The 26,800-nt window shown below is 62.1% G+C and carries 24 protein-coding genes and 1 pseudogene; 17 read left to right on the top strand and 8 right to left on the bottom strand.

Annotated elements, in window-relative coordinates:
• The first annotated feature begins 288 nt into the window (after positions 1–288).
• Positions 289–1,209: a PhnD/SsuA/transferrin family substrate-binding protein gene (locus EN955_RS00485; RefSeq protein WP_024503194.1), complete on the top strand. Its 921-nt coding sequence runs from the start codon at positions 289–291 to the stop codon at positions 1,207–1,209.
• Positions 1,210–1,243: 34 nt separating this feature from the next.
• Here the strand turns inward: EN955_RS00485 and EN955_RS00480 are convergent, their stop codons facing one another.
• The 4 genes and pseudogenes from EN955_RS00480 to EN955_RS00470 all read right to left on the bottom strand — a co-directional run bounded on the left by EN955_RS00480 (position 1,244) and on the right by EN955_RS00470 (position 3,017).
• Positions 1,244–1,837, bottom strand: a complete 594-nt coding sequence (locus EN955_RS00480) for a TadE/TadG family type IV pilus assembly protein (protein ID WP_024503193.1) — start codon at positions 1,835–1,837, stop codon at positions 1,244–1,246.
• Between the two features lie 38 nt (positions 1,838–1,875).
• Positions 1,876–2,277 (bottom strand): pilus assembly protein, encoded by a 402-nt coding sequence (locus tag EN955_RS00475; protein ID WP_338101341.1) that lies wholly within the window; start codon positions 2,275–2,277, stop codon positions 1,876–1,878.
• Between the two features lie 30 nt (positions 2,278–2,307).
• Positions 2,308–2,457, bottom strand: a pseudogene (locus tag EN955_RS35940) (pilus assembly protein); the annotation flags it as partial.
• Between the two features lie 137 nt (positions 2,458–2,594).
• Positions 2,595–3,017, bottom strand: coding sequence for a pilus assembly protein N-terminal domain-containing protein (locus EN955_RS00470; RefSeq protein ID WP_013533687.1), 423 nt, complete (start codon positions 3,015–3,017; stop codon positions 2,595–2,597).
• A gap of 334 nt (positions 3,018–3,351) precedes the next feature.
• Here EN955_RS00470 and EN955_RS00465 point away from each other — a divergent pair, with 334 nt between their 5' ends.
• The 9 genes from EN955_RS00465 (at position 3,352) to EN955_RS00425 (ending at position 12,453) form a co-directional block, all read left to right on the top strand.
• Positions 3,352–3,534, top strand: a complete 183-nt coding sequence (locus tag EN955_RS00465) for a Flp family type IVb pilin (RefSeq protein WP_024503191.1) — start codon at positions 3,352–3,354, stop codon at positions 3,532–3,534.
• Between the two features lie 172 nt (positions 3,535–3,706).
• Positions 3,707–4,225 carry a prepilin peptidase gene (locus tag EN955_RS00460; protein WP_024503190.1) on the top strand — a complete coding sequence of 173 codons (519 nt, stop codon included), beginning with the start codon at positions 3,707–3,709 and terminating at the stop codon, positions 4,223–4,225.
• 214 nt (positions 4,226–4,439) lie between these two features.
• Positions 4,440–5,252 carry a Flp pilus assembly protein CpaB gene (cpaB, locus tag EN955_RS00455; protein WP_024503189.1) on the top strand — a complete coding sequence of 271 codons (813 nt, stop codon included), beginning with the start codon at positions 4,440–4,442 and terminating at the stop codon, positions 5,250–5,252.
• Positions 5,249–6,769: a type II and III secretion system protein family protein gene (locus EN955_RS00450; protein WP_024503188.1), complete on the top strand. Its 1,521-nt coding sequence runs from the start codon at positions 5,249–5,251 to the stop codon at positions 6,767–6,769. The genes cpaB and EN955_RS00450 overlap by 4 nt, the downstream gene beginning before the upstream one ends.
• A 14-nt stretch (positions 6,770–6,783) precedes the next feature.
• Positions 6,784–7,521 carry a CpaD family pilus assembly protein gene (locus tag EN955_RS00445; RefSeq protein WP_024503187.1) on the top strand — a complete coding sequence of 246 codons (738 nt, stop codon included), beginning with the start codon at positions 6,784–6,786 and terminating at the stop codon, positions 7,519–7,521.
• Between the two features lie 38 nt (positions 7,522–7,559).
• Positions 7,560–8,849 carry a CpaE family protein gene (locus EN955_RS00440; RefSeq protein WP_032808351.1) on the top strand — a complete coding sequence of 430 codons (1,290 nt, stop codon included), beginning with the start codon at positions 7,560–7,562 and terminating at the stop codon, positions 8,847–8,849.
• A 29-nt stretch (positions 8,850–8,878) separates the two neighbouring features.
• The gene (locus EN955_RS00435; protein ID WP_024503185.1) at positions 8,879–10,378 is read left to right on the top strand and encodes a CpaF family protein; all 1,500 of its coding nucleotides are present in this window, start codon (positions 8,879–8,881) and stop codon (positions 10,376–10,378) included.
• 29 nt (positions 10,379–10,407) lie between these two features.
• Entirely contained in the window at positions 10,408–11,421 is a 1,014-nt protein-coding gene (locus EN955_RS00430; protein ID WP_013533679.1) for a type II secretion system F family protein, read from the top strand.
• Positions 11,422–11,430: 9 nt separating this feature from the next.
• Positions 11,431–12,453 (top strand): type II secretion system F family protein, encoded by a 1,023-nt coding sequence (locus EN955_RS00425; protein WP_013533678.1) that lies wholly within the window; start codon positions 11,431–11,433, stop codon positions 12,451–12,453.
• 90 nt (positions 12,454–12,543) lie between these two features.
• On the opposite strand, the gene EN955_RS00420 is transcribed toward EN955_RS00425, so the two are convergent.
• Entirely contained in the window at positions 12,544–13,365 is an 822-nt protein-coding gene (locus EN955_RS00420) for a tetratricopeptide repeat protein (protein ID WP_013533677.1), read from the bottom strand.
• Between the two features lie 116 nt (positions 13,366–13,481).
• Here EN955_RS00420 and EN955_RS00415 point away from each other — a divergent pair, with 116 nt between their 5' ends.
• The 5 genes from EN955_RS00415 (at position 13,482) to pdeM (ending at position 19,623) form a co-directional block, all read left to right on the top strand.
• The gene (locus EN955_RS00415; protein WP_024503184.1) at positions 13,482–14,846 is read left to right on the top strand and encodes a M17 family metallopeptidase; all 1,365 of its coding nucleotides are present in this window, start codon (positions 13,482–13,484) and stop codon (positions 14,844–14,846) included.
• 72 nt (positions 14,847–14,918) lie between these two features.
• The gene (locus EN955_RS00410) at positions 14,919–15,269 is read left to right on the top strand and encodes a MarR family winged helix-turn-helix transcriptional regulator (protein WP_013533675.1); all 351 of its coding nucleotides are present in this window, start codon (positions 14,919–14,921) and stop codon (positions 15,267–15,269) included.
• A 30-nt stretch (positions 15,270–15,299) separates the two neighbouring features.
• Positions 15,300–16,160: an NlpC/P60 family protein gene (locus EN955_RS00405; RefSeq protein WP_024503183.1), complete on the top strand. Its 861-nt coding sequence runs from the start codon at positions 15,300–15,302 to the stop codon at positions 16,158–16,160.
• 200 nt (positions 16,161–16,360) lie between these two features.
• Complete coding sequence (locus EN955_RS00400) at positions 16,361–18,910, top strand: ligase-associated DNA damage response DEXH box helicase (RefSeq protein WP_024503182.1); 2,550 nt, start codon at positions 16,361–16,363, stop codon at positions 18,908–18,910.
• Positions 18,907–19,623: a ligase-associated DNA damage response endonuclease PdeM gene (gene pdeM, locus EN955_RS00395; RefSeq protein WP_013533672.1), complete on the top strand. Its 717-nt coding sequence runs from the start codon at positions 18,907–18,909 to the stop codon at positions 19,621–19,623. The genes EN955_RS00400 and pdeM overlap by 4 nt, the downstream gene beginning before the upstream one ends.
• Before the next feature lie 6 nt (positions 19,624–19,629).
• Here pdeM and EN955_RS00390 read toward each other — a convergent pair whose 3' ends face one another.
• The 3 genes from EN955_RS00390 to EN955_RS00380 are packed head-to-tail and all read right to left on the bottom strand — an operon-like array spanning position 19,630 to position 24,233.
• On the bottom strand, positions 19,630–20,565 hold the full coding sequence (locus EN955_RS00390) for a DmsC/YnfH family molybdoenzyme membrane anchor subunit (RefSeq protein WP_024503181.1): 936 nt from the start codon (positions 20,563–20,565) through the stop codon (positions 19,630–19,632).
• Positions 20,566–20,568: 3 nt separating this feature from the next.
• On the bottom strand, positions 20,569–21,303 hold the full coding sequence (locus EN955_RS00385) for a 4Fe-4S dicluster domain-containing protein (protein WP_024503180.1): 735 nt from the start codon (positions 21,301–21,303) through the stop codon (positions 20,569–20,571).
• Complete coding sequence (locus tag EN955_RS00380; protein ID WP_024503179.1) at positions 21,300–24,233, bottom strand: molybdopterin oxidoreductase family protein; 2,934 nt, start codon at positions 24,231–24,233, stop codon at positions 21,300–21,302. Before EN955_RS00380 ends, EN955_RS00385 begins: the two co-directional genes overlap by 4 nt.
• A 278-nt stretch (positions 24,234–24,511) precedes the next feature.
• Between EN955_RS00380 and EN955_RS00370 the strand changes: the two genes are divergently transcribed.
• Both EN955_RS00370 and EN955_RS00365 read left to right on the top strand, forming a co-directional pair.
• Positions 24,512–25,414, top strand: coding sequence for a LysR family transcriptional regulator (locus EN955_RS00370; RefSeq protein ID WP_024503178.1), 903 nt, complete (start codon positions 24,512–24,514; stop codon positions 25,412–25,414).
• A gap of 233 nt (positions 25,415–25,647) precedes the next feature.
• Positions 25,648–26,769 (top strand): Fic family protein, encoded by a 1,122-nt coding sequence (locus EN955_RS00365; RefSeq protein WP_024503177.1) that lies wholly within the window; start codon positions 25,648–25,650, stop codon positions 26,767–26,769.
• The last annotated feature ends 31 nt before the right edge of the window (positions 26,770–26,800 follow it).

Genomic DNA, 26,800 nt, shown 5'->3' with positions numbered 1-26,800 from the left:
CTTGGCGTGATAGTCTGGTGCATGTCGCCCAAAAGTGCGCAGCGGTTTTGGGATAACGACATGCACAAACAGAGATGCATGTCGCCCAAAAGTGCGCAGCGGTTTTGGGATAACGACATGCACAAACAGAGATGCATGTCGCCCAAAAGTGCGCAGCGATTTTGGGATAACGACATGCACAAACAGAGATGCATGTCGCCCAAAAGTGCGCAGCGGTTTTGGGCTGCGACATGCACAAATGCTCCGGGCATGGGCATGAATCGAGGACAACAGACCGTGGTTCCTGTCATGAGGGTTGCGCTGAAGACTTATGCCGCTCTCATGCTGGCGCAGGTCGCGCTCTGGTCCAATCCGGCGCATGCCGACTGGCGCGACGATATCGGCACGTTTCGCATCGGCATCGTTGCCGAGCCAGGCGCCGGCAACTCCGTTCCGGGGTTGGCACTGTTGACCGACGCCTACACCAAGGCCTTGGGCATGAAGGTCGAGTTTGTCGTTGCCCGCAACTATGCCGCGCTGATCGAGGCGCAGGCCAATGCCCGCATCGAATATGCGATCTATTCGGCCACTGCATATGCGACGGCCTCGCAGCGCTGCTTATGTATCGAACCGCTTGTGGCTCCGGTCGATTCAGACGGCGCGATCGGCATCCGCTCGGTTCTGCTGACGCGGGACGGCAAGCTTCCCGACCTTGCGGCGATGGACAGCCATCGTATCGCCATGGCGCCTTCTGACAGCGTCGGCGGTTCTCTCTTGCCATTGGCGGCGTTGGCGGCGGAAGGCCGCAAGATCGCGGAAGATGCACCGTTTCTGGTCCATGCCGATTCGGCCGCGGCGGCCGAGACGATGCTGGTCGACGGCAAAGCCGATGGCCTGTTCGGCTGGGTGGCGGCCGCTACCGACGGCCCGCGAGAACCGTCGGGCACGCAGGCCAGGTTGGAGGCGGCAGGGGTCTCAGTGACGGCGCTTCGGATCGTATGGACGTCGGGCCTGTTGAGATACGGCCCGCATGCGGTCCGCAGCGATCTCGACCCCGAAGCCAAGCGCCGGCTTGCCGTGTTCCTCACCAACCTCAAGTCGACGACGCCCGATATCTACGATCTCCTGGAATCGAAACATTCCGGCGGCTTCGCTCGTGTGGCGCCAAAAGACTACGAGATGGCCGATGCTATCGTGCGCTTCGTTTCGGACCGTGGGCCGCAGCAGTAGCTGGAGCGGCCTGCGCACGCCTGGCTGCCTCTGTTCAACAGTCGCTGCAAGAGATCGCCACGCTTCTGCGGGGGCGCAGAAAATAGGTTTCGCCCATCTTTATCTGGTTGAAAGCAGAGGTCATTGTAAGCTCGATAACCGGCTTGTAGACGAGATTGCTTTCGACGCGAATGAGAAACGTGTTGGCGACCTTGAGCGACGCTGGGACTGTTGTCTCGGTGGTCGCGGCTGCGCCAGGGCTGGCGACGCCGGCTACCAATTTGCGTGACCACACCACCAGTGCCTGCGTCGCATCGGCCGAGACCTGGATTGCCGTGATGGTGATGGTCGGGTTTGAGCGGTTGTAGGGCTGAAGGGTGACGCTGCCTATCTGCATGATGGCGTCGACATCCGCCTTGAGGACGCTTGTCTGCTGAGTGACGAGATCGGCCACCATGCTGCCGATGCGACTGACCTTCTTGCTGGTCTCGATGGCTTGCGACGCTTCCATTGTGAGGAAATACATGATCAGCAGAATTGGCATGATCAAAGCGAATTCGACCGCCGCGATGCCGCGGCGATCGGACCAGAACAGACTTGCTTTCCGCCAAACTCCCGTAATCATAAGATGTGCCCCCGCACGCATCATGCCCATTGCCCTTTTCTTATACTGCTCGTGCATTCCGCTCAGTTGTCGAACGGTTCGTTCTGCCAGGTCACCGATGCGAAGTGCAGCGTCTTGTTGCCGCCCATCGATTTGGCCAGCAGGTCGGTCATGATCGGCCATTTGTAAAAGACCCGCAGCATGTTCCTCGACTCCGCCGCACCCGCTGTCACTGAAAACGACTGGGTTGCGGTGCCTTTCGTCAATACGATATCGCCGTTCTGGATCTTGAAGCCGGCCGTGGCCGCATCGGCGAACGATGTATATTGGCGAAGATCCACCAGCAGTTGATTGGGACAATCCTGGGAAACGATGATCTGCAGTTTTGTGCAGATCATGTCCCGCAAGTTGGTTCCGGCGACGTCAACCGCCCTCAACTGGCCGGTGCGAAGCTTGCGCGCGACATCGTCGGTGATGTTGGCCATCACTTCCTGCGCGGCAAACGAGATGCAGCTTTCCAGAATGGCGAAGACAAGCAGCGCGAAGGGGACTGAAAGGATCGCGAATTCGATTGCCGTGGCGCCGCGCCGGTCACGAAGGAAGCGAACGAAAAACCTTCGGCGTCCCGCTCTGTGGTCGCCTGCGCAGCCGAATTCCGTGCTCATGTCCAATCCTGCCGATCTCTATGCGGTCTCGGAAGGAGCATTAGCGCAAACCAATTGAGGTCCGGTTTGGATGATCGTTAAAGTCGGCGCAGGCCTCTTAACCAGCCGATAACCGGAACGGCAGCCGGTCACGCCACCTATCGGCTGACGCTCATCTCCGCTTCGGAAGACTTCTCCGCTTCGCTCTTGTAGGAGCTTTCGCAATAGGGCGTGCAGGACATCGTCTGGATTTCGGCACGCCGATAGATGCGCACCGACGAAGCGGCCTGCCGCACGACGGTAACCTGCTCGTCGACGATGGGACTGCCGTCGGTATCGAGTACGACCAGATTGGTGACGCCGAAGCCTTTGCCGGTGAGCACGATCGTCGAAGCGTCCTGTACCGAAGCGTCGGCGATTGCCGGGTTGCCGACCACGATGGTGTCTGCGGGACGCGACAATTTGACGATCTTGGCCTGGTTCATCGTGACCTCGATGCCGGCGCCGGCCATGGCGGGAGCGACGAAGCTCGAGACGGCAAGAAGCGCGGCAATCAGGATTGACGATCTCGGCTGGGCCATTGAGGCGCTCCACGCAGGCGGACTGATCAACGGAACATGAACGAGATTGGTGAACCAACGGTTAAGCATACGATGTTGCCAATCGTGCGAATGGCCGGCAAGGGCGCCCGCGAGGCGCGGTCCGGTCGGGGCGCAAGCCTGCCAAACCCGGGACTGGAAGGCGCGGCGGTACTTTAGCCCGAAGTTAACCACGCAATATGTTCCAACCGGGAAAGGAATCGGTAAGGCTGTTTCTTAAGCCGATCGAAAGAGCTTCTCCTTAGATTGGCAGTATCCGATCAACCATCACAGAAGTTGACGGAAGTGCTGTAACACGTGGAGTAGGAGCTCTCGAATGTCTAATCTCATCGCACGTTTTGTGAAGGACGAATCCGGCGCGACCGCTATCGAATATGGTCTGATCGCCGCTCTCATCGCGCTCGCCATCATCACTGGCGCCGGCACGCTCGGTAATGCCCTCAACGGCAAGTTCACCAACATCGCCAGCACCCTGAACTCCGCGCCGAGCGGCAGCTGATCGGCTTATCGCCGAGCACTTAGATTGCGTTTCTGGAAAAGGGCCGCCGCGTGGCGGCCCTTTTTCTATGCCGCAGTCAATATAGGTCGTCTTTTCGCTCCTGGCCTCATCAATCGTTAATCGAACATACTTAGATTGAGCCCTGTGGAATCGGACAATAGGCATAGCGCCAATGCTTGAAGCCCTGATCTTGGTCGTTTTTCCGTTCTGCATGCTGTTTGCCGCGATCTCCGACATGCTGTCGATGACGATCGCCAATCGCGTGCCGGTGCTGCTTGTCGCCGTTTTTGCGCTGGTCGCGCCCCTGACAGGCATGGACTGGGCGGCCTATGGCGGACATTTCGCCGCCGGCGCCCTGGTCCTGGCCGTGACGTTCGGCCTGTTTGCGATGGGCGGCATGGGCGGCGGCGACGCCAAGCTTCTGGCCGCCACCGCGATGTGGATGGGCCTCAATGTCAATCTCGTGGAGTATCTTGTCGCCTCGACTATCATCGGCGGCCTGCTGACGCTGGCGATCATCCTCTACCGGAAGTCGCTGCTTGCGGCCGTTACCGGCCAAAATCCGTTTCTGCGCCATTTCGCCGATGAGGCAAAAGGTGTTCCCTACGGTGTCGCGCTCGGCCTTGGCGGCTTGCTGACCTATCCGGATTCGCCATTGATGGCATGGGCGCTTGCCAGGTTGGCGGCCTGAGCGCGATTTTATTTTTTTGTCTGTAAGCATTGCCGAAACCCCGTTCTCAACAGGGCTGGCCCGGCCATTTTGGCCGGTCAGGCCACATTCCGGTTAATTTATGTAAACCTTAAATTAATCACGATCGTAAGCATTACATTAACCTTGTTTTGACGATTGCCGCTGCAAAGTCCGGCTTGGCTACGTGGTTTGCCAGGGGCAAGGGTTCGAACAAATGCCAGCATCGCGATTGATAATTCTGAGCGTGGCGGTGGCTGCGGCGGGTGGCGCTGGCTATGTCGCGAAGAACATGGTGGCACCGCCGCCCCAGATCGTCGTCGATTCCGGCCCCCAGGCCCCGGCGGTGGCACTCCAGGATGTGCTTGTGCTTTCAGGCGACGTTCCGATGGGCAGCCCGATCCAAAACAGCATCGCCTGGCAATCCTGGCCCGCCGACGGCGTCAACGCGAATTTCATCACCCGCACCGCCGAGCCCGAGGCGCTGGACAAGCTGAAGAGTTCCGTTGCCCGTGTGGCGATGTATGCCGGAGAACCGCTGCGGCGGTCCAAGCTGATCGGCGAGGGCCAGAGCTTCATGTCGTCGATCCTGCCTTCCGGCATGCGGGCGGTCGCCACGGCCATCTCGGCCGATACGTCGGCCGGCGGCTTCATTCTTCCCAATGATTTCGTCGACGTCATCATGACCCGCAGGGCCGATGCCGCCAGCGGCGCCGCCGGCTTCAACACCGAGACCATCCTCAAGAACATCCGCGTCCTGGCCATCGACCAGACCATTCAGGAGGACGAGGAAGGCAAGAAGACCAGGGTGGGCCAGACTGCCACGTTGGAACTGACGCCCAAGCAGGCGGAGATCATCACCGTCGCCCAGCAGATGGCGGATCGCCTGACCCTGGCGTTGCGGGCGGTCGCGGACACGCAGGAAAAAAATCTGGGTGAGGCCGACTATCTCGTTTCCGGCAATGGCCGCAGGGGAACGGTGAGGCTGATCAAGTCGGGCGAAGTTTCCGAAGTGGGGGCAAGGAAATGAAGCTAAGCGGTAAACTGCCGGCAATTGTAGCCGCGGCATTCGGCCTGCTGCTCGTCGGAACGAATGTGCAAGGCAGCGTCGTCGAGGCAAAGAACGCGCAGGTCACGGCATCGACGGCCACCCAGCGCGTCAAGCTAGGCCTCAACAAGTCGGTGGTCATCGACCTGCCGAGCGATGCCTACGACATTCTCGTCGCCAACCCGGCGGTTGCCGATGCGGTGACCCGCACCGCGCGGCGCATCTATCTGTTCGGCAAGGCGGTCGGCGAGACGAACATATTTGTCTTCGGCCCCAATGGCGAGCAGATCGTCAGTCTGGACCTTGCCGTCGAACGCGACGTTGCCGGCCTTGAGGATTATATCAGGCGCTTCCTGCCGACGTCGGCCGTCAAGGTGGAACTGCTAAACGATAACGTCGTTCTCACAGGAACCGTGGACACCCCGCTGGATGCCAAGCGTGCCGAACAGTTGGCGAACATGTTCGTGTCGGGTGGTGAGGCAACGACGGGACAATATTCGCAGACCGCGGCCGGCGGTTCGGCCCAGAGCGGTGTCGACATCAACAATCCGGACCAGGAGCGCCGCACCAGCCAGATCGTCAACCTGATCCAGATCATTGGCGATGACCAGGTGACGCTGAAGGTGACGGTCGCCGAAGTCAGCCGCTCGGTGATGAAGCAGCTCGGCGTCAACATGGTTGGCAGCGGCGGCAGCAACGGCATTAGTTACGGCGCAATCAGCGACAACTTCACGGGTCTCGGCAAACAGCTGTCGAATTCCGGCTTTCAAATCGGCGCTTCAGGACTGCAGGCTTATGTAAACGCCATGGAGCAGTCCGGGGTGATGAAGACCTTGGCCGAGCCGACCTTGACGGCTGTGTCGGGCGAGAAGGCAACCTTCAAAGTGGGCGGTGAATACAATATGGTCACGGGTGTCTCGGCAAATGTATCGCAAGACAACCAGACCGGCCTGAAGACCTACAGCGTCGAAAAGATCGAGTACGGCATCGGCCTGGAATTCCAGCCGGTTGTGTTGTCTCCCGGCCGCATAAGTTTGAAAGTCAGGACGTCGGTTTCCGAGCCGACAACCGAGGGATCCGTATCGTTCTCCTCAGGCGTGACGAGTCCCGGAATGAATGCCCTGTCGCTGCGCAAGCGCCTTGCCGACACAACGGTGGAATTGCCATCCGGTGGCTCCATGATGATCGCCGGCCTGGTTCGCGACGACGTCAGGCAAGCCGTCAACGGATTGCCTGGACTGACAAAGATCCCGGTGCTTGGCGCGCTCTTCCGTAGCAGGGATTTCGTGCGAAACGAGACCGAGCTCGTCATCATCATCACGCCCTATCTGGTGAAGCCGGTGGCGCGCAACGACCTTGCCAAGCCGGACGACAATTTCAACGCCGCCAGCGATGGCGCCGGCATGTTCCTTGGCCGCGTCAATCGCGTCTACGGCACCATGCAGACCGACAAGCCCAATGGCCGCTACCACGGCGTTGTCGGCTTCATCTACAAGTAAGCGGGGAAGCGGACATGTCTCAGTCAGCATTGAAGGCAAGCACCATCGCCGCAACGACCCGTCTCGGCCGTTCACGGGTCTGCCGGCGAGCCGTTCCTGTCCTGGCGGTTGCGGTGGCGGCGCTGCTGGCCGGCTGCGCCCAGCGCGACAGCATCACGGTCGGCGCCATCCCGGACGATTACCGCACCAACCATCCGATCGTCATCGCCGAGAAGAACCAGAAGATCGACCTGCCTGTCGGCGCCGGTGACCGCGGCATGACCGGCTCCCAGCGCGATACGCTTCTTGGCTTCCTGGATGGCTATGACAGAAGTGCCGCCCCGACGCTGACGATCCAGGTCCCGAGCGGATCGGCCAACGAGGTCGCGGCGACCACGGCGGCCCGCGATTTCGCCCGGCTGGCGGTTGCCAGCGGCATCAAGCGCAACCGGATTGTCGTGACTTCCTATCAGTCCGCTTCCGCCGAAGCCTCGGCCCCGATTCGCGTTGCTTATATCTCGGTGAAAGCCCAGACCGACAAATGCGGACGCTGGCCAGCCGACCTCGTCGACACGTCGGAAAACAAGCACTATGCCGATTTCGGTTGCTCTTATCAGAACAATCTTGCCGCCCAGATGGCTAACCCATCTGACCTGCTCGGCCCGCGTAAATCTGCCAATATTGATCCGGCAAATCGTAGCCAAGCCATCGATGTTTACCAAAAGAGAGGTATCTCGGACGAGTTCCTCGGCAATTCGGAAGTGACGTACTGAGCCGCCAGTCTCGGATAGAACAGGCCACGGGAAAGAGCATGACGATGAGCAACCTTGCCTACGACGCCCCGGTGGACGGCAGCGATACCTCGCAGCAGGACATCGCCGCGATGCAGGCGTTGCGGCCGATCCCGCGCATCTCGATCCAGGCATTCTGCGAGACCGAGGGTGTTGCCAACCCGGTCGAGCGCGCCGGCGAGGACCGTCGCATGACGAAGGCGCATCTCAAGGTCCACATGGGCGGTGTTCCCACTGCCATCGAATTCTACCAATCGGCGCCGACGCCCAATCTGATCCTGCTGGAATCGCGCAGCGAGCCCAAGCAATTGCTGGAACAACTCGCCCAGCTTTCGGAATATTGCGATCCGACGTCGAAGGTGGTGGTGATCGGCCACTACAATGATGTCGGCCTCTACCGGGAACTCATCCGCAACGGCATTTCCGAATATGTGATCGCTCCGGTCTCGATGGCCGACATCGTCAGCGTGGTGTCGTCGATTTTCATCGATCCGGAAGCCGAGCCGCTCGGCCGCTCGATCGCCTTCGTCGGCGCCAAGGGCGGTGTCGGCTCCTCGACGATCGCCCACAATGTGGCTTGGGCGATGTCCTCCCTGTTCAAATCCGAAGTGGTCGTCGCTGATCTCGATCTGGCTTTCGGCACCGCCAACATCAATTTCGACCAGGATCCGGCGCAAGGCATCGCCGAGGCGGTGTTTTCACCGGAACGCATCGATGAAGTCTATCTCGACCGGCTGCTGACCCAGTGCGCCGAGCATCTGTCGCTGCTGGCGGCGCCTTCGACGCTCGAACGGGTCTATGATTTCGATCCCGAGGCCTTCGCGCAGCTCATCGACACCGCCCAGCGCAGCGTGCCGCTTCTGGTGCTCGACGTCCCCCATGCCTGGACGGGCTGGACCAAGAACACACTGGTCAAGGCCGACGAGGTCGTCATCACCGCGACACCGGAACTTGCCAATCTGCGCAACACCAAGAACCTCATCGACATGCTCAAGCGGCTTCGTCCCAATGATCCGCCGCCCAAGCTGATCATCAACCAGGCCGGCGTCCCGAAGCGCCCGGAGATTTCGCCGTCCGATTTCGCCGAGCCGCTCGGTCTGTCGCCAATGTCGGTCATTGCTTTTGATCCGTTGCTGTTCGGCAATGCCGCCAACAATGGACGCATGCTTGGCGAAATGGATGCCAAGAACCCGGTCGTCGCGATGATCAACGAAATGGCGCATGTGCTGACCGGGCGCAGCGAAATCAAGATCAGGAAGAAGGCCGGGCTCGGCAGCCTGCTCGGCAAGCTCTCGCGCAACAAGAAGTGACGCTTCAGCAGTGGAATCGGTAGTCGATCATGTTTGGTAAAAGAGGCAGCGACGACGGCAACCGGTTCACGCCGGAATTTCGCCAGCCAGCACCGGCGCCTGTTGCGCCGGCGGCTGCAGGTTCCGTGGACACGGCGGTTCTGACACGGCCCGCGGCGCCAAGCGCGCCTGTCGCGCCGCCGGCGCGCCGTGCGGTCGAGGCACCGCCATTGGCGCCTGAGCCGAAGCGGGCACAGCGCGAAAAAAGCGAAACCTATTACGATACCAAGAGCCAGGTCTTCTCCGCACTCATCGACACCATAGATCTGTCGCAGCTTTCCAAGCTTGATCCTGAAAGTGCGCGCGAGGAAATCCGCGATATCGTCAACGACATCATCGCGATCAAGAACTTCGCAATGACGATCGCCGAGCAGGAAGAGCTGCTCGAGGACATCTGCAACGACGTGCTCGGCTATGGGCCGCTCGAGCCGCTGCTCGCCCGCGACGACATCGCCGACATCATGGTCAACGGCTCCAGGAACGTCTACATCGAGGTCAACGGCAAGGTCGAACAGACCGGCATCCGCTTTCGTGACAACCAGCAGCTCCTCAACATCTGCCAACGCATCGTCAGCCAGGTTGGCCGCCGCGTCGACGAATCCAGCCCGATCTGCGACGCGCGCCTCCCCGATGGCTCGCGCGTCAACGTCATCGCGCCGCCGCTCTCCATCGACGGCGCCACGCTCACCATCCGCAAATTCAAGAAGGACAAGCTGACGCTCGACCAACTTGTCAAGTTCGGCGCCATCTCGCCGCAGGGCGCCGAAGTTCTCAAGATCATCAGCCGTGTTCGCTGCAACATCGTGATCTCGGGCGGTACCGGTTCGGGCAAGACCACGCTGCTCAATTGCCTGACCAACTATATCGACCGCGAGGAGCGCGTCATCACCTGCGAAGACTCGGCCGAGCTGCAATTGCAGCAGCCGCATGTGGTGCGCCTCGAAACCCGCCCGCCCAATCTGGAGGGCGAGGGTGAGGTGACGATGCGCGACCTGGTCAAGAACTGCCTGCGCATGCGGCCCGAGCGCATCATCGTCGGCGAAGTGCGCGGACCCGAAGTGTTCGATCTTCTGCAGGCGATGAACACCGGCCATGACGGCTCGATGGGAACGATCCACTCGAACAGCCCGCGCGAATGCCTGAACCGCATTGAATCCATGATTGCCATGGGTGGTTATTCGCTGCCGCAGAAGACAGTGCGCGAAATCGTCGTCGGCTCCATCGACGTGATCATCCAGGCAGCGCGCCTGCGCGACGGATCGCGCCGCATCACCCACATCACCGAGGTGATCGGGATGGAAGGCGACGTTATCATCACGCAGGATATCGTCCTCTACAACATCAAGGGTGAGGACGCCAACGGCCGGCTGTTGGGTGAGCACGTATCGACCGGCATCGGCCGTCCGCATTTCTGGGAGCGTGCACGCTATTACGGCGAGGAGCAGCGTCTCGCCATTGCGCTCGAGGCGATGGAGAAACGCGCTGACTGACGTCTGCTGGGGTGTAAGGGTTCGGGCCAATGTTTGGAATTGACGGCACAGTACTGGCGTTTGTCGTGCTCGCCGGCTTCAGCGCCGGCGCCGTCGCTTATGCATTTCTGTTCACCCGGATCAGCAACGAGAAACAGGTCGGCAAGCGGCTCGAAACAATCAGGACCGCCGAGACGGATCGCTCCGTCGTCAAGGCCTCGCGCGACCGCGTGGCGGAAGCCGCCAAGCGGCGCAAATCGGTTCAGGATTCTCTCAACGAACTCGACGCCAAGCAGAAAACCAAGGACAGCCGCGTCAAGAAGCCGCCGCTGAAAGCCCAGCTTCGTCAGGCCGGCCTCAAGACCACCATCGAGCGTTTCTATATATATTCCGCAATATGCGGCATCGTTTTGACGATGGCCGCTTTCGTGGCCGGAGCCCCGCTGATCGCCTTGCCGGGCGTGCTGCTGGCCGGGGGGCTGGGCCTGCCGCGCTGGTTCGTCACGTTTCGCCGCGCCCGCCGGGTCAAGGCATTCCTCAACGAATTTCCAAACGCGCTCGACATCATCGTGCGCGCGGTCAAATCCGGCCTGCCGCTGAACGATGCCGTGCGCCTGATCGCCAACGAATCGCCCGAACCCGTGAAGACCGAGTTTCGCCGCATCGTCGATTCACAGCAGATGGGCCTCTCTATCCCCGACGCGACCTTGCGCATGCCCGAAACCATGCCTTGCACCGAGGCAAGCTTCTTCGGCATCGTTATCCAGATTCAATCGCAAGCCGGCGGCAATCTCTCCGAGGCGCTGGGCAATCTTTCGCGCGTGCTTCGCGATCGCAAGAAGATGAAAGCCAAGGTCGCGGCGCTGTCGATGGAAGCGAAGGCATCCGCCGCGATCATCGGTGCGCTGCCCTTCATCGTCGCCTTTCTCGTCTACCTGTCGAGCCCGGCCTACCTGATGCCGCTGTTCAACACCAGCGTCGGAAACCTGATCCTTGGTTGCTCTGCGGTCTGGATGTCGATCGGCATCCTGGTGATGCGCAAGATGATGAACTTCGAAGTCTAGGATGCTGGCATGACCGAGCAAGTCATCAAGACCCTGACGGATCCGAGCTTCCTGATCGCGATGCTGGTCGCGATAGCGGTGTTTGCGACCGTCTTCACCTTGCTGCCGGCGTTTGGCGGAAACCAGCTCAAGTCACGCATGAAATCCGTTGCGCTGGAGCGCGACGAACTGCGTGCGCAACAGCGCGCCCGGCTTGCGGTCGAGGCCGACCGCCGTCGCAAGGGCTTGCGTGAGGAACAGTCGATCGGCATGCGCAACATCGTCGACCGGCTGGATCTGAGACGCGCGCTCGCCGATGAAGGCACCTTGCAGAAACTCAAGGTGGCCGGTTTTCGTGGACAGAATCCGCTGACGCGGTTTCTTTTCTTTCGTCTCGTGCTTCCTTTTGTCGGTTTCGCGCTGGCCGCAATCTACATCTTCGTGCTCGGAGGACTGCCCGACAAGCCATTGGTCATCAGGCTGTTCGTCTGCATCCTCGTTGCTTACGGCGGCTTCTACGCGCCGGTCATCTACGTCAACAACCGCGCCACCAAGCGCAAGCAGTCGATCCAGATGGCATGGCCGGATGGGCTCGATCTGATGCTGATCTGCGTCGAATCGGGCATGTCGGTGGAAGCAGCATTGCGCAAGGTCGCCGACGAGATCGGCGCGCAATCGGTGGCGCTGGCGGAAGAGTTCATCCTCACCAATGCCGAGCTTTCCTATCTGCCGGAGCGCAAGCAGGCCTACGAGAACCTGGCAAGCCGCACCGGCCTGGATTCGGTCAAGTCGGTGTCGCAGGCGCTCGTCCAGGCCGAGCGTTACGGCACGCCGGTGGCGCATGCACTGCGCGTGCTTGCCGCCGAAAGCCGCGACATGCGCATGAATGCGGCCGAGAAGAAGGCGGCCGCCCTGCCGCCAAAACTTACCGTGCCGATGATCCTATTTTTCCTGCCGGTGCTTTTCGCCATCATCCTGGGTCCCGCCGGCATTCAGGTCAGCCAACGCGGTATCTTCGGCGATCATGCGGCGCCGGCAACAAACGCCCAGTAGCGGCAAGGCAAATTCCTGCAGTACACTTCAAACGAAGAGGCCGCGCTGCATGCAGCGCGGCCTCTTCGTTGGGGCATCGGAATTGTGGTCTCAGTTGGTTGCGGATTTCGGCTTGTCCTGGTCCTTGAGCTGGCTCCAGGCGTTCTGTTGGGCCAGCATCTGCCTGAGATAGGCGACATTTGCCTGCGCCTGTTCGGGCGACAGTTCCTGTGAGGCGATCTTCTCGGCCTCGTCGAACCGGCCTTGCAGGCCGACGACCAGCGCCAGGTTCTGGCGGACCCGGCTGTCCGCATTCGGCTGTTGCGCGGCCGAGCGCATATAGGTTTCGGCGGTGCGCAGATCACCTTCCAGCACATACGACATGCCAAGATTGGAGAGCACGGAAGGCTCGTTCGGCTTGAGGTCGAGCGCCTTGCGGTAAAGCTGGCGCGCATCGTCCTTCTGGCCGGTCTGGTCGAGAATGGCCGCTTCCGCCGACACCAGCCTCCAGTCGGGATATTCCGGTGTCTGAGCGCGGCGCACGGCGTCGAGCGCCGCCTCGAACTGGCCATTGGCGGCCAGCGCCTTGCCATAGGAGGCGAGCACGTCACGATCCTTGGGCAAAGCGATGGCGAGTTTGCGCATCACGGCCAGCGACTGGTCGGCATCGCCATCCATCTGCAACGCCGCCGCATAGTTCGTCGCTATCCGCTTGTCGTTGGGGTTCTTCGCGTAGGATTGGCCAAGTGCGCCGGTGGCATTGTGCAGTTCGCCGGCCGACATGCTTTCAAGCGGTTTGCCGCTGGTGCGTGCGATAGAGCCGGTGGAGAGCTTGTCGGTTCCGCAACCGGCGACGCCCGCCGTCAGCGCCAGCACAAGAGCCATGGTGATGAGCCGTTTTCCCCTGATATTGATCCTGCGGTTGGTCGGCATGGCACCCTAAGCCTCCATTCATGCGCGGCCATTGCGTGGCCGTCTTCCCTCTCGCAGAAATATTCTGTTAACCCTAACGGACGGTTAAGAACGGCGACTCACACGGAGAACATCGCATGCCTGTCGAACTCGTCGGGAAGACATTGCCGGGCGCGTTGCCGGTCCATCTGGTCGCCAGGGACGGTCTGGACGCGGCCGGTCTTGCGCCGGCCGCCATCGCCTGGGCCAGGGCCAACGGCTTTTCCGGCGAGGCAGGCAGGACACTGGTCGTGCCCGGCGAAAACGGGGCGCTCGGCGGCGCCTTGTTCGGTATCGGCGATGGCGAAGGCGCGCTTGCCCTCGGCGCATTGTCGAAAGCCTTGCCGGAAGGCGACTGGCATTTCGCCTTGGCGCCGGCCGAGGCCGAACTCGCGGCGATCGCGCTGCTGCTCGGCGGTTATGTCTTTACCCGCTACGGCAAGAAGCCAGGCAGGGCGCTGCGCTTCGGCCTGCCGGCCGACGTCGATGCCGGGCGCGTTCGCCGCATTGTCGATGGCGTCTTCCTGACACGCGATCTGGTCAACACGCCGACCAGCGATATGGGTCCGGAAGATTTGGAGCAGGCGGTGCGGACCCTGGCCGCCAGGCACAAGGCCGAAGTCTCGGTGATCAAGGGTGACGATCTCCTCGACCGGAACTTCCCGATGATCCATGCGGTCGGCCGTGCGTCGACCAGCGCACCGCGCTTGATCGACATGCGATGGGGGCAGCAAGACGCACCGAAGGTGACGCTGGTCGGCAAGGGCGTCTGCTTCGACACGGGCGGCCTCGACATCAAGCCATCGTCCGGCATGCTGCTGATGAAGAAGGACATGGGCGGTGCCGCCAATGTCCTTGGCCTCGCCTCGATGATCATGGCTGCCGGGCTGAATGCGCGGCTGCGCGTGCTCATTCCCGCGGTGGAAAATTCGATTGCCGGCAACGCCTTCCGGCCTGGCGACGTGCTGATGAGCCGCAAGGGCATCACTGTCGAGATCGGCAACACGGATGCCGAGGGACGGCTGGTGCTGGCCGACGCGCTGGCGCTGGCCGACGAGGAGGAGCCGCAGCTTCTGGTTGACATGGCGACGCTGACCGGGGCTGCCCGTGTCGCGCTCGGCCCCGATCTGCCACCGTTCTACACCGGCGACGAAACGCTGGCATCCGATCTGGCGGAGGCTTCCGTCGCGACGGAGGATCCGCTGTGGCGCATGCCGCTGTGGCGGCCCTACGATGCAAAACTGTCGTCGAAGATCGCCGACATCAACAATGTCACCACGGACGGTTTCGCCGGCTCGATCACAGCGGCGTTGTTCCTGAAGCGCTTTGTCGAAAAAACCGCGGGCTGGGCGCATTTCGACATCTTCGCCTGGAATCCGGCTGATCGTCCGCATGGCCCCGCCGGCGGCGAGGCACAGGGCATCCGCGCGCTGGAGCGGATCATCGCGAAACGCTATGGCTGACAGTCGCAGGCGAAAGACGGCAATCGCTTTGACTGAAACGGAACCGAAACAATTTGCCGTCATGCTGGCGCGATGTCGATTGCGATGCGCCCGAGCCAGGCCTTGCGACTGTGGCAGCAGGTGATGCTGTCGCAGGTGCGCGACGACGCGCCCGATCTGACCATGCGCCAGACGGCGATCCTGTTCACCATCTATCTCGATCCGCCGCCGCACACCGTGCGCGGGCTCGCCGCCCGGCTCAATGTGACCAAGCCGGTGATCACCCGCGCCCTTGACACGATGGGCGCTTTGAAACTCGTCTCGCGCCATCGCGACGAGCTCGACAAGCGCAATGTTCTGATCAGGCGCACGGTCGAGGGCGCGCTCTTTGTCGAGCGCTTCGGCGATGGTATCATCGCCAAGGCGCTCGAACTGCCGATGTGAGCGAATTTACCTTTCAACAGAGTGCTCGATTTGACTGCCAGGGATGCCCGCCTTCACGCTTTTCGCTCCGACCTTGCCGATGCACGGCTGAAGGGTGAGGTCGCCGCTGACCGCTTCGTCGCCGGCCGGCCGGCGCGGATCATCGCGTCAGTAGCCGATATGCGCAAGGCGCCGCGGCCGGATGCCGGCGTCAACACGCAAGCCCTGTTCGGCGACGATGTCCTGGTCTTCGATGTCGCTGAAGGCTGGGCCTGGGTCCAGGCCGAACGCGACGGCTATGTCGGCTATGTCGCCGACACGATGCTGGGCAAACGGGACCATATGCCGACGCACATCGTCTGCGTGCCGCGCACCTTCCTCTATCCCGCGCCGGATCTGCGCTTTCCGATCGCCGGACAATTGTCGATGGGATCGACGGTGACAGTGACGGAGGCGGCCGAGACGCGCGGTACGCACTATGCGGTCCTGCCGTCTGGCGAGGCGCTGATCGCAGGTCACCTGCGGCCGCTCAGTGAAGCTGCCTCCGACTATGTCGCGGTTGCCGAGGCGTTTCTAGGAACACCTTATCTCTGGGGCGGTACTTCCGGTTTCGGCATCGACTGTTCGGGGCTGGTGCAACTGGCGATGCGTATGGCCGGCAGAGACGTGCTGCGCGATTCCGACATGCAGGCTGCGGCCCTTGGCGAGCCGCTGGAACCGGGACCTGATTTCTCCGGCTTGCGACGCGGCGATCTGGTGTTCTGGAAGGGCCATGTCGCCGTCATGACCGATGCCGACACGATGATCCACGCCAACGGTCACACCATGCTGGTGTCGAGCGAAGGCCTGAAGGATGCGGTTGACCGCATCGGTTATCTCTATGGTGGCCCGACAGGGTTCAGGAGGCCGTAGCCCTTCTTCCTTCGCCCCGTTCACGGGGAGAAGGTGCCCGAGGGCGGATGAGGGACAGCGCCAGCATTGAGAGGTTCGCGCCGCCCCCCACCTGCCTGCCGGCATCCTCTCCCCGTAGACGGGGCGAGGAAAGCTCACCTCGATCACCTTTTGTTCCGATTTTCCTTGGCGTTCGCGCGCCGTCGCGCTACCTCTGGCGGGTGACAGTTGAGCCGCGCCTTGCCGAACAGAATGCCGCCGTGGCCCTGCCCGAACCATTCCTCAGATGGTTTGGCGAGAAAGGCTGGTCGCCGCGCGCCCATCAGATCGAACTTCTGGCGAAGGCCCAGGCCGGTCAGTCGGTACTGCTGATCGCGCCGACCGGTGCCGGCAAGACGCTGGCCGGCTTCCTGCCTTCGCTGACCGAACTGGCCAACCGGCCAAAGAGAAAGCCGGGCCAGGCGCAGCGCGGTATCCACACGCTCTACATCTCGCCGTTGAAGGCGCTTGCCGTCGATATCGAGCGTAATCTCGGCAAACCGGTGGAAGAGATCGGGCTGCCCGTCACCATCGAGACGCGCACCGGCGACACGCCGGCGCACAAGCGCCAGCGCCAGAAACTGGTGCCGCCCGATATCCTGCTGACCACGCCCGAACAACTGGCGCTGCTGATTGCGGCCGGCGATGCCAGACGCTTCTTCGAAGATCTGCGCTACGTCGTGCTCGACGAACTGCATTCGCTGGTGACATCGAAACGCGGGCATCTGCTGGCGCTCGGCCTGGCACGGTTGCGCAGCTTTGTCCCTGGTCTGCAAACCATCGGGCTATCGGCGACGGTGGCCGAACCGGACGAGTTGCGGCGCTGGCTGGTCAGCCAGAATCCACCCAAGGGTTCGACAGGCCATGACATGGCCGAACTGATCGTCGTCACCGGGGGTGCGAAACCGGAGATTTCCATCCTCGACTCCGAAGAGCGCGTGCCATGGGCAGGACATTCTGCGCGCTACGCCACGCCGGAAATCTATCGCGAGATCAAACGCCACAAGACGACACTGCTGTTCGTCAACACCCGCAGCCAGGCGGAACTGCTTTTCCAGGAGTTGTGGCGGGTCAACGAGGACACCCTGCCGATCGCGCTGCATCACGGCTCGCTCGACGTCGCCCAGCGCCGGCGCGTCGAGAAGGCGATGGGCGAAAACGCGCTGCGCGCCATCGTCGCCACCTCGACGCTCGATCTCGGCATCGACTGGGGCGATGTCGATCTGGTCGTGCATGTCGGCGCGCCAAAGGGGGCGAGCCGGCTGGCACAGCGCATCGGCCGTGCCAACCACCGCATGGACGAGCCGTCCAAGGCGATCCTCATCCCCGCCAACCGCTTTGAGGTGCTGGAATGCCGGGCCGCCCTCGACGCCAACTATCTAGGCGCGCAGGACACGCCTCCGTTGATCAATGGCGGGCTCGATGTGCTGGCCCAGCATGTGCTCGGCTGCGCCTGCGGCGCGCCGTTCCGTGCCGATGACCTGTACGAGGAGGTGCGAACGGCAGCACCCTATGTCAGCCTCGACCGGCCGACATTCGACCGCGTCATCGATTTCGTTGCCACCGGCGGCTATGCGCTCAAGAATTACGAACGCTACGCCCGCATCCGTTTGAACAAGGACGGGTTGTGGCGGGTGTCCAATCCGCGCGTCGCCCAGCAATACAGGCTGAATGTCGGCACCATCATCGAGGTGCCGGCGCTGAATGTTCGATATGTGCAGGCCGGCAGCAAAGGCGCGGCTTCGCGTGGCGGCCGGGTCCTCGGCAAAATCGAGGAGGCCTTCCTCGAAACGTTGACGCATGGCGACACGTTCATGTTCGCCGGCAAGGTGCTGCGCTTCGAGGGCATCCGCGAGAATGAATGCTTCGTGTCGAACGCGCCGGGCAGCGATGCCAAGGTGCCCTATTATGGAGGCGGCAAGTTTCCGCTTTCGACCTATCTCGCCGAACAGGTCCGCATCATGCTCGATGACCCGCAGCGATGGAAAAAGCTGCCCGAGCAGGTCGCCGACTGGCTGCGCTTCCAGGCCGACAAATCGGTGCTGCCCAAGCGCGACGACCTGCTGATCGAGACCTTTCCACGCGGCAATCGCCATTATCTGGTGGCTTACCCGTTCGAGGGCAGGCTGGCGCACCAGACGCTCGGCATGCTGCTCACCCGCCGCCTCGACAGGGCAGGAGCCAGGCCGCTCGGCTTCGTCGCCACCGACTATGCCTTAGCGATATGGTCACTGGGCGACATGGGCGCGATGTTCAAAGCCGGGAAGCCTTCGCTGAGCGCACTTTTCGACCAGGACATGCTGGGCGACGACCTCGAAGCCTGGCTGGCCGACAGCTGGCTTCTCAAGCGCACCTTCCGCAACTGCGCGCTGATTTCCGGATTGATCGAGAAACGCCACCCTGGCCAGGAGAAGAGCGGCCGCCAGGTCACGGTCTCGACCGACCTGATCTATGATGTGCTGCGCAGCCATGAACCGGACCACATCCTGCTGCAGGCCACGCGCGCCGATGCGGCGGCCGGCCTGCTCGATGTCAGCAGACTTGCCGACATGCTCTCGCGCATCCAGGGTCGAATCGTGCATAAGGCACTCGAACAGATATCGCCGCTCGCCGTGCCGATCATGCTCGAGATCGGCAAGATGCCGGTGAACGGCGAAGCCGATGAGACATTGCTGATGGATGCGGCGACGCTGGTCGCAGAGGCCATGGGGCCGGAGATGGTCGAGGAATGAATTTTTCGCTGGCGCGCACATCGCTGATCGCCGAGGCCGATCTTGTCGGCATATCAGGCGAACGCGCCGTCTGCGACCCGCGCGGCGTGCTTTATTTTCCGGATCTGCGGCTTCTGGCCGTGTCCGATCTGCATCTGGAAAAGGGTTCGTCGCTGGCACGCCGCGGCACGCTGATCCCGCCCTACGACACCGGCGCGACCTTGCTGCGATTGCAGGCCGTCATCGCTGACTACCAGCCGTCTATCGTCATCAGCCTGGGCGACAGCTTTCACGATGGCGGTGGCGCCCAGCGCATGCATGCAAGCTTCCGCGAGCGGCTGGAGGCGTTGATATCAGGCCGGCAATGGTTCTGGGTCGCCGGCAATCATGACCCGGAAGCACCCGCCGACCTGCCTGGCGAGACGGTGCGTGAACTTGCTATAGGCTCGCTGCTGTTCCGGCATGAGCCGTCGAAGCAGCGTGTCGAAGGCGAAATAGCGGGCCATCTGCATCCCTGCGCCCGCATCGTCCAGCAGGGCCGCTCGGTGCGGCGGCGCTGCTTTGCCGGCGACGGAGGCCGCATGATCATGCCGGCCTTCGGCGCCTATACAGGCTCGCTCAACGTGCTCGACCGCGCCTATGCCGGGCTGTTCCGGCTGGACACGCTGATGGCTTATATGCTGGGCGCCCAACGCATCTTTGCCATTTCCGGCTCGATGCTGCGGCCGGGCTAAACAGCCCTACCTGCCGTAATAGAGCGTAACCGTGTGCTTCGCCTCTGCAAAGAACAGCCAGCTCGCGACCAGCATGCCGGCGAACTGGATTACAGCAGCGAGTACCGACAGCAACGCTGCCGGCGGCCAGGGCAGGGCGAACACAATGGCGAGCAGCCCCAAGGGCAACGCGAAAGCCAGAAGCTGCGTGATCTGGCGCAGCCGCGCGCCATGCTTGCGCGCGATGCGGAAACCCATTTCCTTGAGCAGGTAATTCTCTTCGGTATGCGGCCATTCCAGCGACCGCACTGTACCGCCGGCCAACCCGGTCGCGGTGTTGGCGGTGGTCGGGATCTCCAGCCGGTCATTGTAGCGCCAGGTCGCCAGCTTCCAGCCCCAGCCGGTCAAGGTCAGCAGCAGGCAAGCAGCCAGCTGCACCTTCGAACCAAGCGCAAAGCCCTGCAGCAGCGCGTTCAGCAGCACGCTGCCGGTCATTGCCGAGAAGATGACATAGCCGGGCAGGGTGAAGCGGCTATGCCATTGGGCGATCGGTTTCAGCGACGCATAGATCATGCCGGTGGTGCAGACGGTGATGATTGCGCCGATGGCGGCCAGAGATCCGGCGATGCCGACCCAGCCATCGGTCTTGCCGAAGAATATCCAACCGATGCCGAACAGTCCCGCCGGAATGAAGGTGATGACCGAGGCAACACCTTCGCGCGACAGCCATGAACTGCGCCATTGTGAGAACGCCCGCCAGGCGCGTTCGGGTCTGCCGAGGTGGCCGGTCGATGACAACAGGCCGGCCACGATCAGGCCGAGCGCCAGGCCCATGCCGATGAAGCCCAGCCAGAAATCGGGTGGGATGATCTGGAAGCCTCCGAGCGTGCCCAGCAGCGCGAGCAGGCCGTAGCCCGCGCCGGTGGCAGTGGTGAAGAAGACGACGGAGAAGGCTGGATGCATGGGTCAGTTCGAAAGCATGCGGTCGACCCAGCCGAGGAAACCGCCGTCGGCCCGCACCGGTTCCAATGCCGGCGCGGCCACCGATGCGGCGCGCGCGGTGTGGGCGCGCGGCGGCAAATATTTGTTGGTCGGGCGATAGCCGAGCTCAGGCATCAGGTCGACGCCGCCACGCTCCGCCACCAGTTGCGAAACAGCCGACAGGGGATCGCCGAGATCGCCGAAATGCCGGGCACTGGTCGGGCAGGCGGCGACGCAGGCCGGCACGCGGTCTTCTTCGGCCAGATTGTCATTGTAGATGCGGTCGACACACAGCGTGCATTTCTTCATCACCCCGACATCGGTGTCGAATTCGCGTGCTCCATAAGGACAGGCCCAACTGCACAATTTGCAGCCGATGCACTTGTCCTCGTCGATCAGCACGATGCCGTCCGAAGCCCGCTTGTAGGAGGCGCCAGTCGGGCAGACGGTGACGCAGGCCGGCGTCTCGCAATGCAGGCAGGAGCGCGGGAAGTTCACCGTCCGTCCGCCCATCTCGGTGGTGTGCTCATAGCTGTGCACGCGGTTGAACCAGACGCCGTCGACATGGCCGCCATAGGGATCGATGTCGGTCAGCGGCGCCATGTGGCCGCCGGTGTTCCATTCCTTGCAGGCGGTGACACAGGCCTGGCAGCCGACGCAGGTATCGAGGTCGATCACAAGGCCGAGTTTCTTGTCGCTTTGACTTGGCAGACAGGTCATTTGGTCGCCTCTCTCGCCCTGCGGAATTCGGCGCCGAAAGTCAGTCTGTCGGGCGAGGGTTCGAAATGCGGCGGCTGCAGGAAACGCTGGAACTGCGGCTCGGTGAACCCGGCTTCTTCGGCTGCGCATTTGACGATGCGCACGCGCAGGTCGAACCACGCAGCCTGGCCGGTCACCGGATCGGAATTCGAATAGCGTTTGCCCTGAGCGTCAGCCGAGGTCTGGTCGCCGATGATATGGTTGAGCAGGAAGCCGCGATTGCTCTCGGCCGCGTCGTCCTTCAGCCCCCAGCTGCCGCGCCTTTTGCCGATGGCGTTCCAGGTCCAGACCGTGCTTTCGTTCACCCCGTCGATCAGCTTGATCTGCCCCTTCACTCTGCCGTTGATGCTTTCGATCCACACCCAGTCGTCATCGACAAGGCCGAGACCGGCTGCCGTCCGGTGATGCACGAACAGCCGGTTCTGGCTGGTGATCTGCCGCAGCCACGCATTCTGCGAACCCCAGGAATGGTACATGTGCATCGGCCGCTGCGTCAGCGCATGCAGCGGATATTTTTCGAGGTCGACGACCGCTTCCTCGAAGGGCATGTGCCAGAACGGCAGCGGGTCCATGTAGGTCTCGATGCGCCGGCGATCGCCTTCTTTCGGCGGCACCACACGGCCATGGCCACGCGCGGCGAGCCTGAAGCGCTGCATAGGCTCCGAGTAGAGCTGGAAAACGATCGGTTCGGCTTTCGGGATAAAACCCATCTGCACCGCGAAGTCGAGATAGGAGCGGTTGGCCATCTTGTAATAGCGCTGGTCGTCCGCGAAATCATGATGCCAGAAGCCGCCATTGTCGATGTAGCGCTGCAACTGGTCCGGGTTGGCCTCACCCCTGCCGGTCGAGGTCCCATCCTTGCCGCGCCAGCCGGCGAGCGGGCCGATGCCGGGCGTGCGCTCATGGTTGACGATGTAGTCGGCATAGTCGCGGTATCTGGGCGAGCCGTCCTCATCGACGAAACCGGGCAGGCCGAGCCGGGCGCCGAGTTCGATCAGCACCGACTGGAACGGCCGGACGTCGCGGTCGGGCTCGATGACGGGATGGCGGATGGCGTCGCCCGGTCCGTCGGCATGACTGATCGGCCGGTCGAGCAGGCTGATGCAGTCGTGGCGCTCAAGATAGGTCGTGTCCGGCAGCACCAGATCGGCGAACGGCACGGTCTCGGAATAATAGGCGTCGGAATAGATGATGAAAGGGATCTTGTAGTTGCCCGCTTCGTCGCTGTCGGTCAGCATCGCCATGGTCTCGACGGTGTTCATCGAGGAATTCCACGCCATGTTCGACATGTACATCATCAGCGTGTCGATCTTGTAGGGATCGCCTGCCCAGGCGTTGCGGATGACGGTGTGCATCAGGCCGTGCGCGGCCAGCGGCGCGTCCCACGAATAGGCCTTGTCGATGCGAAGCGGCGTGCCGGCCTCGTCGACCAGCAAATCGTCCGGCCCGCAGACGAAGCCGAGCGGCATGCCGTCGAGCGGCGTCATCGGCTTGACGGTCTTGCCCGCCGGCTTCGGTCCGGGCGGCGCGGATCGAGGGTAGGGCGGCTTGAAGCGGAAGCCGCCGGGGACATCCACCGTACCCAACAGCACCTGAAGGAGATGGATGGCGCGGCAGGTGTGAAAGCCGTTCGAATGGGCCGAGATGCCGCGCATGGCGTGCATCGAGACAGGCCGCCCCTTGATCGTCTCGTGGCGGCGCCCGGCCCAGTCGGTCCAGGCGATCGGCAATTCGATCGTCTGTTCGAAGGCGACATGGGCGAGTTCGGCGGCGATCCTGCGGATCGTGTCGGCGGCAATGCCGCAGCGCTCGGCGACCGAGTCCGGTGCGTAACTCTCATCGAGGTAGCGGTCGGCGATCAGCTGGAACACCGGGACGCAGCGGCGCCCGCCGATCGTGAAGCTGCCGGTCAGCGCCGGTTTCGCACCGGCATCGGCGGCGCTGACCGGTGTCTTCGCCACCCTGTCCCAAGCCAGCGGATTGCCGTCGGCATCGCGCACGAACAGCCCGTCATCGGCAGCACCCGGCTCTTGGATGACGAGCGAATGGGCATTGGTGTAGCGCAGCAGATACTCGAGATCGACGCGGCCCGCCTTGAGCAATTCGTGGATGAGGGCGAACACGAACAGGCCGTCTGTTCCGGGCCGGATGCCGATCCAGTCATCGGCAATGGCATTGTAGCCGGTGCGGCACGGATTGATCGAGACGACCCTGGCGCCGCGCGCCTTGAGCTTGCCGAGACCGATCTTGATCGGGTTGGAATCGTGATCCTCGGCGACACCGAACAGCATGAAATACCGGGTGTTGTCCCAGTCGGGCTCGCCGAACTCCCAGAACGAACCGCCGATCGTATAGAGGCCGCCGGCCGCCATGTTGACCGAACAGAAGCCGCCATGGGCGGCGAAGTTCGGCGTACCGAACTGGCTCGCCCACCAGCCGGTCAGCGACTGCGACTGGTCGCGGCCGGTGAAGAAGGCGAGTTTCCTGGGGTCGGTCCGGCGGATGTTCGACAGCCGTTCCGTAGCGATAGAAAACGCCTCCTCCCACTCGATCTCGCGGAACTCGCCGGAGCCGCGCGGGCCGGCGCGCAGCAGGGGCTTCTTCAGCCTTGCCGGGCTGTAATGCTGCATGATGCCGGAGCTGCCTTTGCCGCAGATGACGCCGCGATTGACCGGGTGGTCCTTGTTGCCGTTGATGTAGCGGACCTTGCCATCCTTGATGTGCACATCGATTCCGCAGCGGCAGGCGCACATGTAGCAGGTCGTCTTGGCGATGCTGTCGGAAACGGCAGGCGAGGTGTCGACGCCGTCGCCTTCGTCAGGCGCTCGCGTGTCGGCAAGCGGGCGTTGCGATGGTGCCGAATTCGCGCCGCGCGGCGGTCCCTGCATCATGATCCGGTGGCGCCTGTACGGCGCATGGATTTGGCCCGCGTCTTCGGTCCGGGGCCGCGCATATAATGCTCTTCCGGGTGGTAGCGATCACCGGCAAGCCACCGCCTTATGCCGCGGATCCAATGCGCAAGCAGGGATCTGAAACGCCCGATCATTCTGCTCTCTGCGATCTTTCGGCGAATTTTTTCTAACTTCGCCGGAAAACTTAGAATAAAGCTATCGATCTGTCTAATCAGTTGTTCTTGTAAATTCGATCGATATTGGTTCTTAATACGGACATGACCCTGGACCAGTTGCGGATTTTCGTCGCCGTCGCCGAGCGCGGCCATATGACCAAGGCGGCGGAACTGCTGGGCATTTCGCAGTCGGCGGCATCGGCGGCCATCCGAGCGCTTGAAGAACAGCACGGCGTCCACCTGTTCAACCGCGTCGGCCGCAACATCGAGCTTGCCCAGACCGGCCATCGGTTCCTGCCCGAGGCCAAGGCCGTGCTCGAACGGGCCGCCGCTGCCCGCAATGTGCTGGAGCATGTCTCGCAGACCGTCACCGGCAGCCTCTCGATCGCCGCCAGCCAGACCATCGCCAGCTACTGGCTGCCGCGCCGGCTGGCTTCCTTCCACGAAGCCTATCCGGCCGTCAGGCTGAGCGTCTCCATCGGCAACACCAGGCAGGTCGAGGCCAATGTCCTCGATGGCGCGGCGGATCTGGGCCTGGTCGAAGGCCGCACCGAGTCCGATATCCTGCGCCGCACCAAGGTCGACGTCGACAGGCTGATGCTGGTGGTTGCCAGCGCGCATCCGGAGATCCCCGAAGTCGCGCCCGGCCGCCCTGACATCAAGGGCCTGCGCTGGATCATCCGCGAGGGTGGTTCGGGTACGCGCGAGGTGCTGGAGGATCTGGCGCGCCACGAAGGGATTTCGCTCGCCGACCTCCAGATATTCCTGGTGCTGCCGAGCAATGAAGCTATTCGCCAGGCGGTCGAGGCGGGGGCCGGCGCCACCATCATCTCCGAGCTTGTCGCGGCTCGCGCCGTGGCCGAAGGCAGTCTGAGATCGGTGCCGCTCGAACTGCCGAAACGCGACTTCGCCATGATCACCCATCGCGATCGCCAGGCAAGCCTGGCCCAGATGGCGCTCAAGGCGCATCTGGGCGCTGGGACCGCTGGAAGTGGTCTGGTGTAGTGCCACTTCAGAATCTGTCCGGCCCAGGTCTTCGCGCGGTTTTAATGTGGTTTTCGTGTGGTCCCGTTCTGGGCATCTACATATTCAGCGATGAGTTTGTGGTTGTCGGTTCAAGGTCGGTCAAACTTTTTAATGCGGAGAATAACCTATGTAATCTCCGCATCTTTTGCGGCAATTACAATTGTTCATGCGGTGAATAAGACGTATAATCTCCGCAGGAGACGCGGAGAATTATGGCAAAGTACATACACCAGTTACTCGAATGGCCGAAGTTCAATTGGAAGCCGGAGAAACTCGCCCGCCGGCTCTCGGCCGTGCGGCACAGGCAAGGTCAGCTCTTCGGCCAAATGCAGACACTGGGCTTCCCGTTGCGGCAAGAAGCTATCCTCACAACGTTGACCGAGGACGTTGTCAAATCCAGCGAGATCGAGGGCGAAATCCTCGATCGCGAGCAGGTAAGGTCGTCCATCGCGCGCCGTCTCGGCATAGAGACCGGTGCGCTGTTGCAAGTAGATCGTGACGTCGAAGGTGTTGTCGAGATGATGCTGGACGCCACACAGAAATATAGCGAACCCTTGACTGATGAGCGCCTATTCGGCTGGCACGCCGCACTCTTTCCGACCGGTCGCAGCAGCATAACGAGAATTATTGTCGGCGCCTGGCGCAATGACAAGACAGGTCCGATGCAAGTTATCTCTGGCCCGTTCGGCAAAGAGCGGGTTCACTACGAAGCGCCGGCTGCCGACCGCCTCGACAATGAAATGAGAGCGTTCCTGGATTGGTTCAGCAACAGCCTTGACCTTGATCCCGTCCTCAAGGCAGGCCTTGCTCATCTCTGGTTTGTGACGATCCACCCCTTCGATGATGGCAACGGCCGAATTGCCCGTGCTATCGCCGATATGGCGCTGGCCCGGTCCGAGGACAGCTCACAGCGCTTCTACAGCATGTCGGCGCAAATCCGCCTCGACCGTAGTGGCTACTATGACGTACTGGAGAGGACGCAGAAGAGCCCAGACCTTGATGTCACGCCGTGGCTGGAGTGGTTCCTGCAATGCCTTGGCCGAGCCATCGAGGGTGCGGAGCAAACACTATCGGATGTGCTCTTTAAGGCCGAGTTCTGGAAGCAGCATGCCGGCCAATCGTTCAATGATCGTCAGCGTGACATAATCAATCGCCTTCTGGATGGTTTCGACGGAAAACTCACCTCCTCGAAATGGGCGATCATCGAAAAATGCTCGCCAGACACGGCGTTACGCGACATCACCCAACTAATCGACATGGGCGTTCTCGCCAAAGATCGGGCGGGCGGCAGAAGTACAAGTTATCATCTCTTGCATCAAGAAACCCATTCTTAGCTGGCCCATGTGCACGCCAAGGGACAATCGG

It is taken from the genome of Mesorhizobium sp. M7A.F.Ca.CA.001.04.2.1 (assembly GCF_003998485.1).
Classification (GTDB): Bacteria; Pseudomonadota; Alphaproteobacteria; order Rhizobiales; family Rhizobiaceae; genus Mesorhizobium; species Mesorhizobium ciceri.
The sequence above is the reverse complement of the archived record's forward strand: the minus strand, read 5'-3'. Positions and strand labels throughout refer to the sequence as shown.

Bases quoted from the DNA above. Each gene is read 5' to 3' on its own strand.
- EN955_RS00450 (WP_024503188.1), top strand. From the start codon at position 5,249: ATGAAGCTAAGCGGTAAACTGCCGGCAATTGTAGCCGCGGCATTCGGC.
- EN955_RS00475 (WP_338101341.1), bottom strand. From the start codon at position 2,277: ATGGCCAACATCACCGACGATGTCGCGCGCAAGCTTCGCACCGGCCAG.
- EN955_RS00385 (WP_024503180.1), bottom strand. From the start codon at position 21,303: ATGACCTGTCTGCCAAGTCAAAGCGACAAGAAACTCGGCCTTGTGATC.
- cpaB (WP_024503189.1), top strand. From the start codon at position 4,440: ATGCCAGCATCGCGATTGATAATTCTGAGCGTGGCGGTGGCTGCGGCG.
- EN955_RS00390 (WP_024503181.1), bottom strand. From the start codon at position 20,565: ATGCATCCAGCCTTCTCCGTCGTCTTCTTCACCACTGCCACCGGCGCG.
- EN955_RS00465 (WP_024503191.1), top strand. From the start codon at position 3,352: ATGTCTAATCTCATCGCACGTTTTGTGAAGGACGAATCCGGCGCGACC.
- EN955_RS00445 (WP_024503187.1), top strand. From the start codon at position 6,784: ATGTCTCAGTCAGCATTGAAGGCAAGCACCATCGCCGCAACGACCCGT.
- EN955_RS00435 (WP_024503185.1), top strand. From the start codon at position 8,879: ATGTTTGGTAAAAGAGGCAGCGACGACGGCAACCGGTTCACGCCGGAA.
- EN955_RS00430 (WP_013533679.1), top strand. From the start codon at position 10,408: ATGTTTGGAATTGACGGCACAGTACTGGCGTTTGTCGTGCTCGCCGGC.
- EN955_RS00485 (WP_024503194.1), top strand. From the start codon at position 289: ATGAGGGTTGCGCTGAAGACTTATGCCGCTCTCATGCTGGCGCAGGTC.
- EN955_RS00415 (WP_024503184.1), top strand. From the start codon at position 13,482: ATGCCTGTCGAACTCGTCGGGAAGACATTGCCGGGCGCGTTGCCGGTC.
- EN955_RS00425 (WP_013533678.1), top strand. From the start codon at position 11,431: ATGACCGAGCAAGTCATCAAGACCCTGACGGATCCGAGCTTCCTGATC.
- EN955_RS00410 (WP_013533675.1), top strand. From the start codon at position 14,919: ATGTCGATTGCGATGCGCCCGAGCCAGGCCTTGCGACTGTGGCAGCAG.
- EN955_RS00365 (WP_024503177.1), top strand. From the start codon at position 25,648: ATGGCAAAGTACATACACCAGTTACTCGAATGGCCGAAGTTCAATTGG.
- EN955_RS00420 (WP_013533677.1), bottom strand. From the start codon at position 13,365: ATGCCGACCAACCGCAGGATCAATATCAGGGGAAAACGGCTCATCACC.
- pdeM (WP_013533672.1), top strand. From the start codon at position 18,907: ATGAATTTTTCGCTGGCGCGCACATCGCTGATCGCCGAGGCCGATCTT.
- EN955_RS00460 (WP_024503190.1), top strand. From the start codon at position 3,707: ATGCTTGAAGCCCTGATCTTGGTCGTTTTTCCGTTCTGCATGCTGTTT.
- EN955_RS00480 (WP_024503193.1), bottom strand. From the start codon at position 1,837: ATGATGCGTGCGGGGGCACATCTTATGATTACGGGAGTTTGGCGGAAA.
- EN955_RS00470 (WP_013533687.1), bottom strand. From the start codon at position 3,017: ATGGCCCAGCCGAGATCGTCAATCCTGATTGCCGCGCTTCTTGCCGTC.
- EN955_RS00440 (WP_032808351.1), top strand. From the start codon at position 7,560: ATGACGATGAGCAACCTTGCCTACGACGCCCCGGTGGACGGCAGCGAT.
- EN955_RS00370 (WP_024503178.1), top strand. From the start codon at position 24,512: ATGACCCTGGACCAGTTGCGGATTTTCGTCGCCGTCGCCGAGCGCGGC.
- EN955_RS00380 (WP_024503179.1), bottom strand. From the start codon at position 24,233: ATGATGCAGGGACCGCCGCGCGGCGCGAATTCGGCACCATCGCAACGC.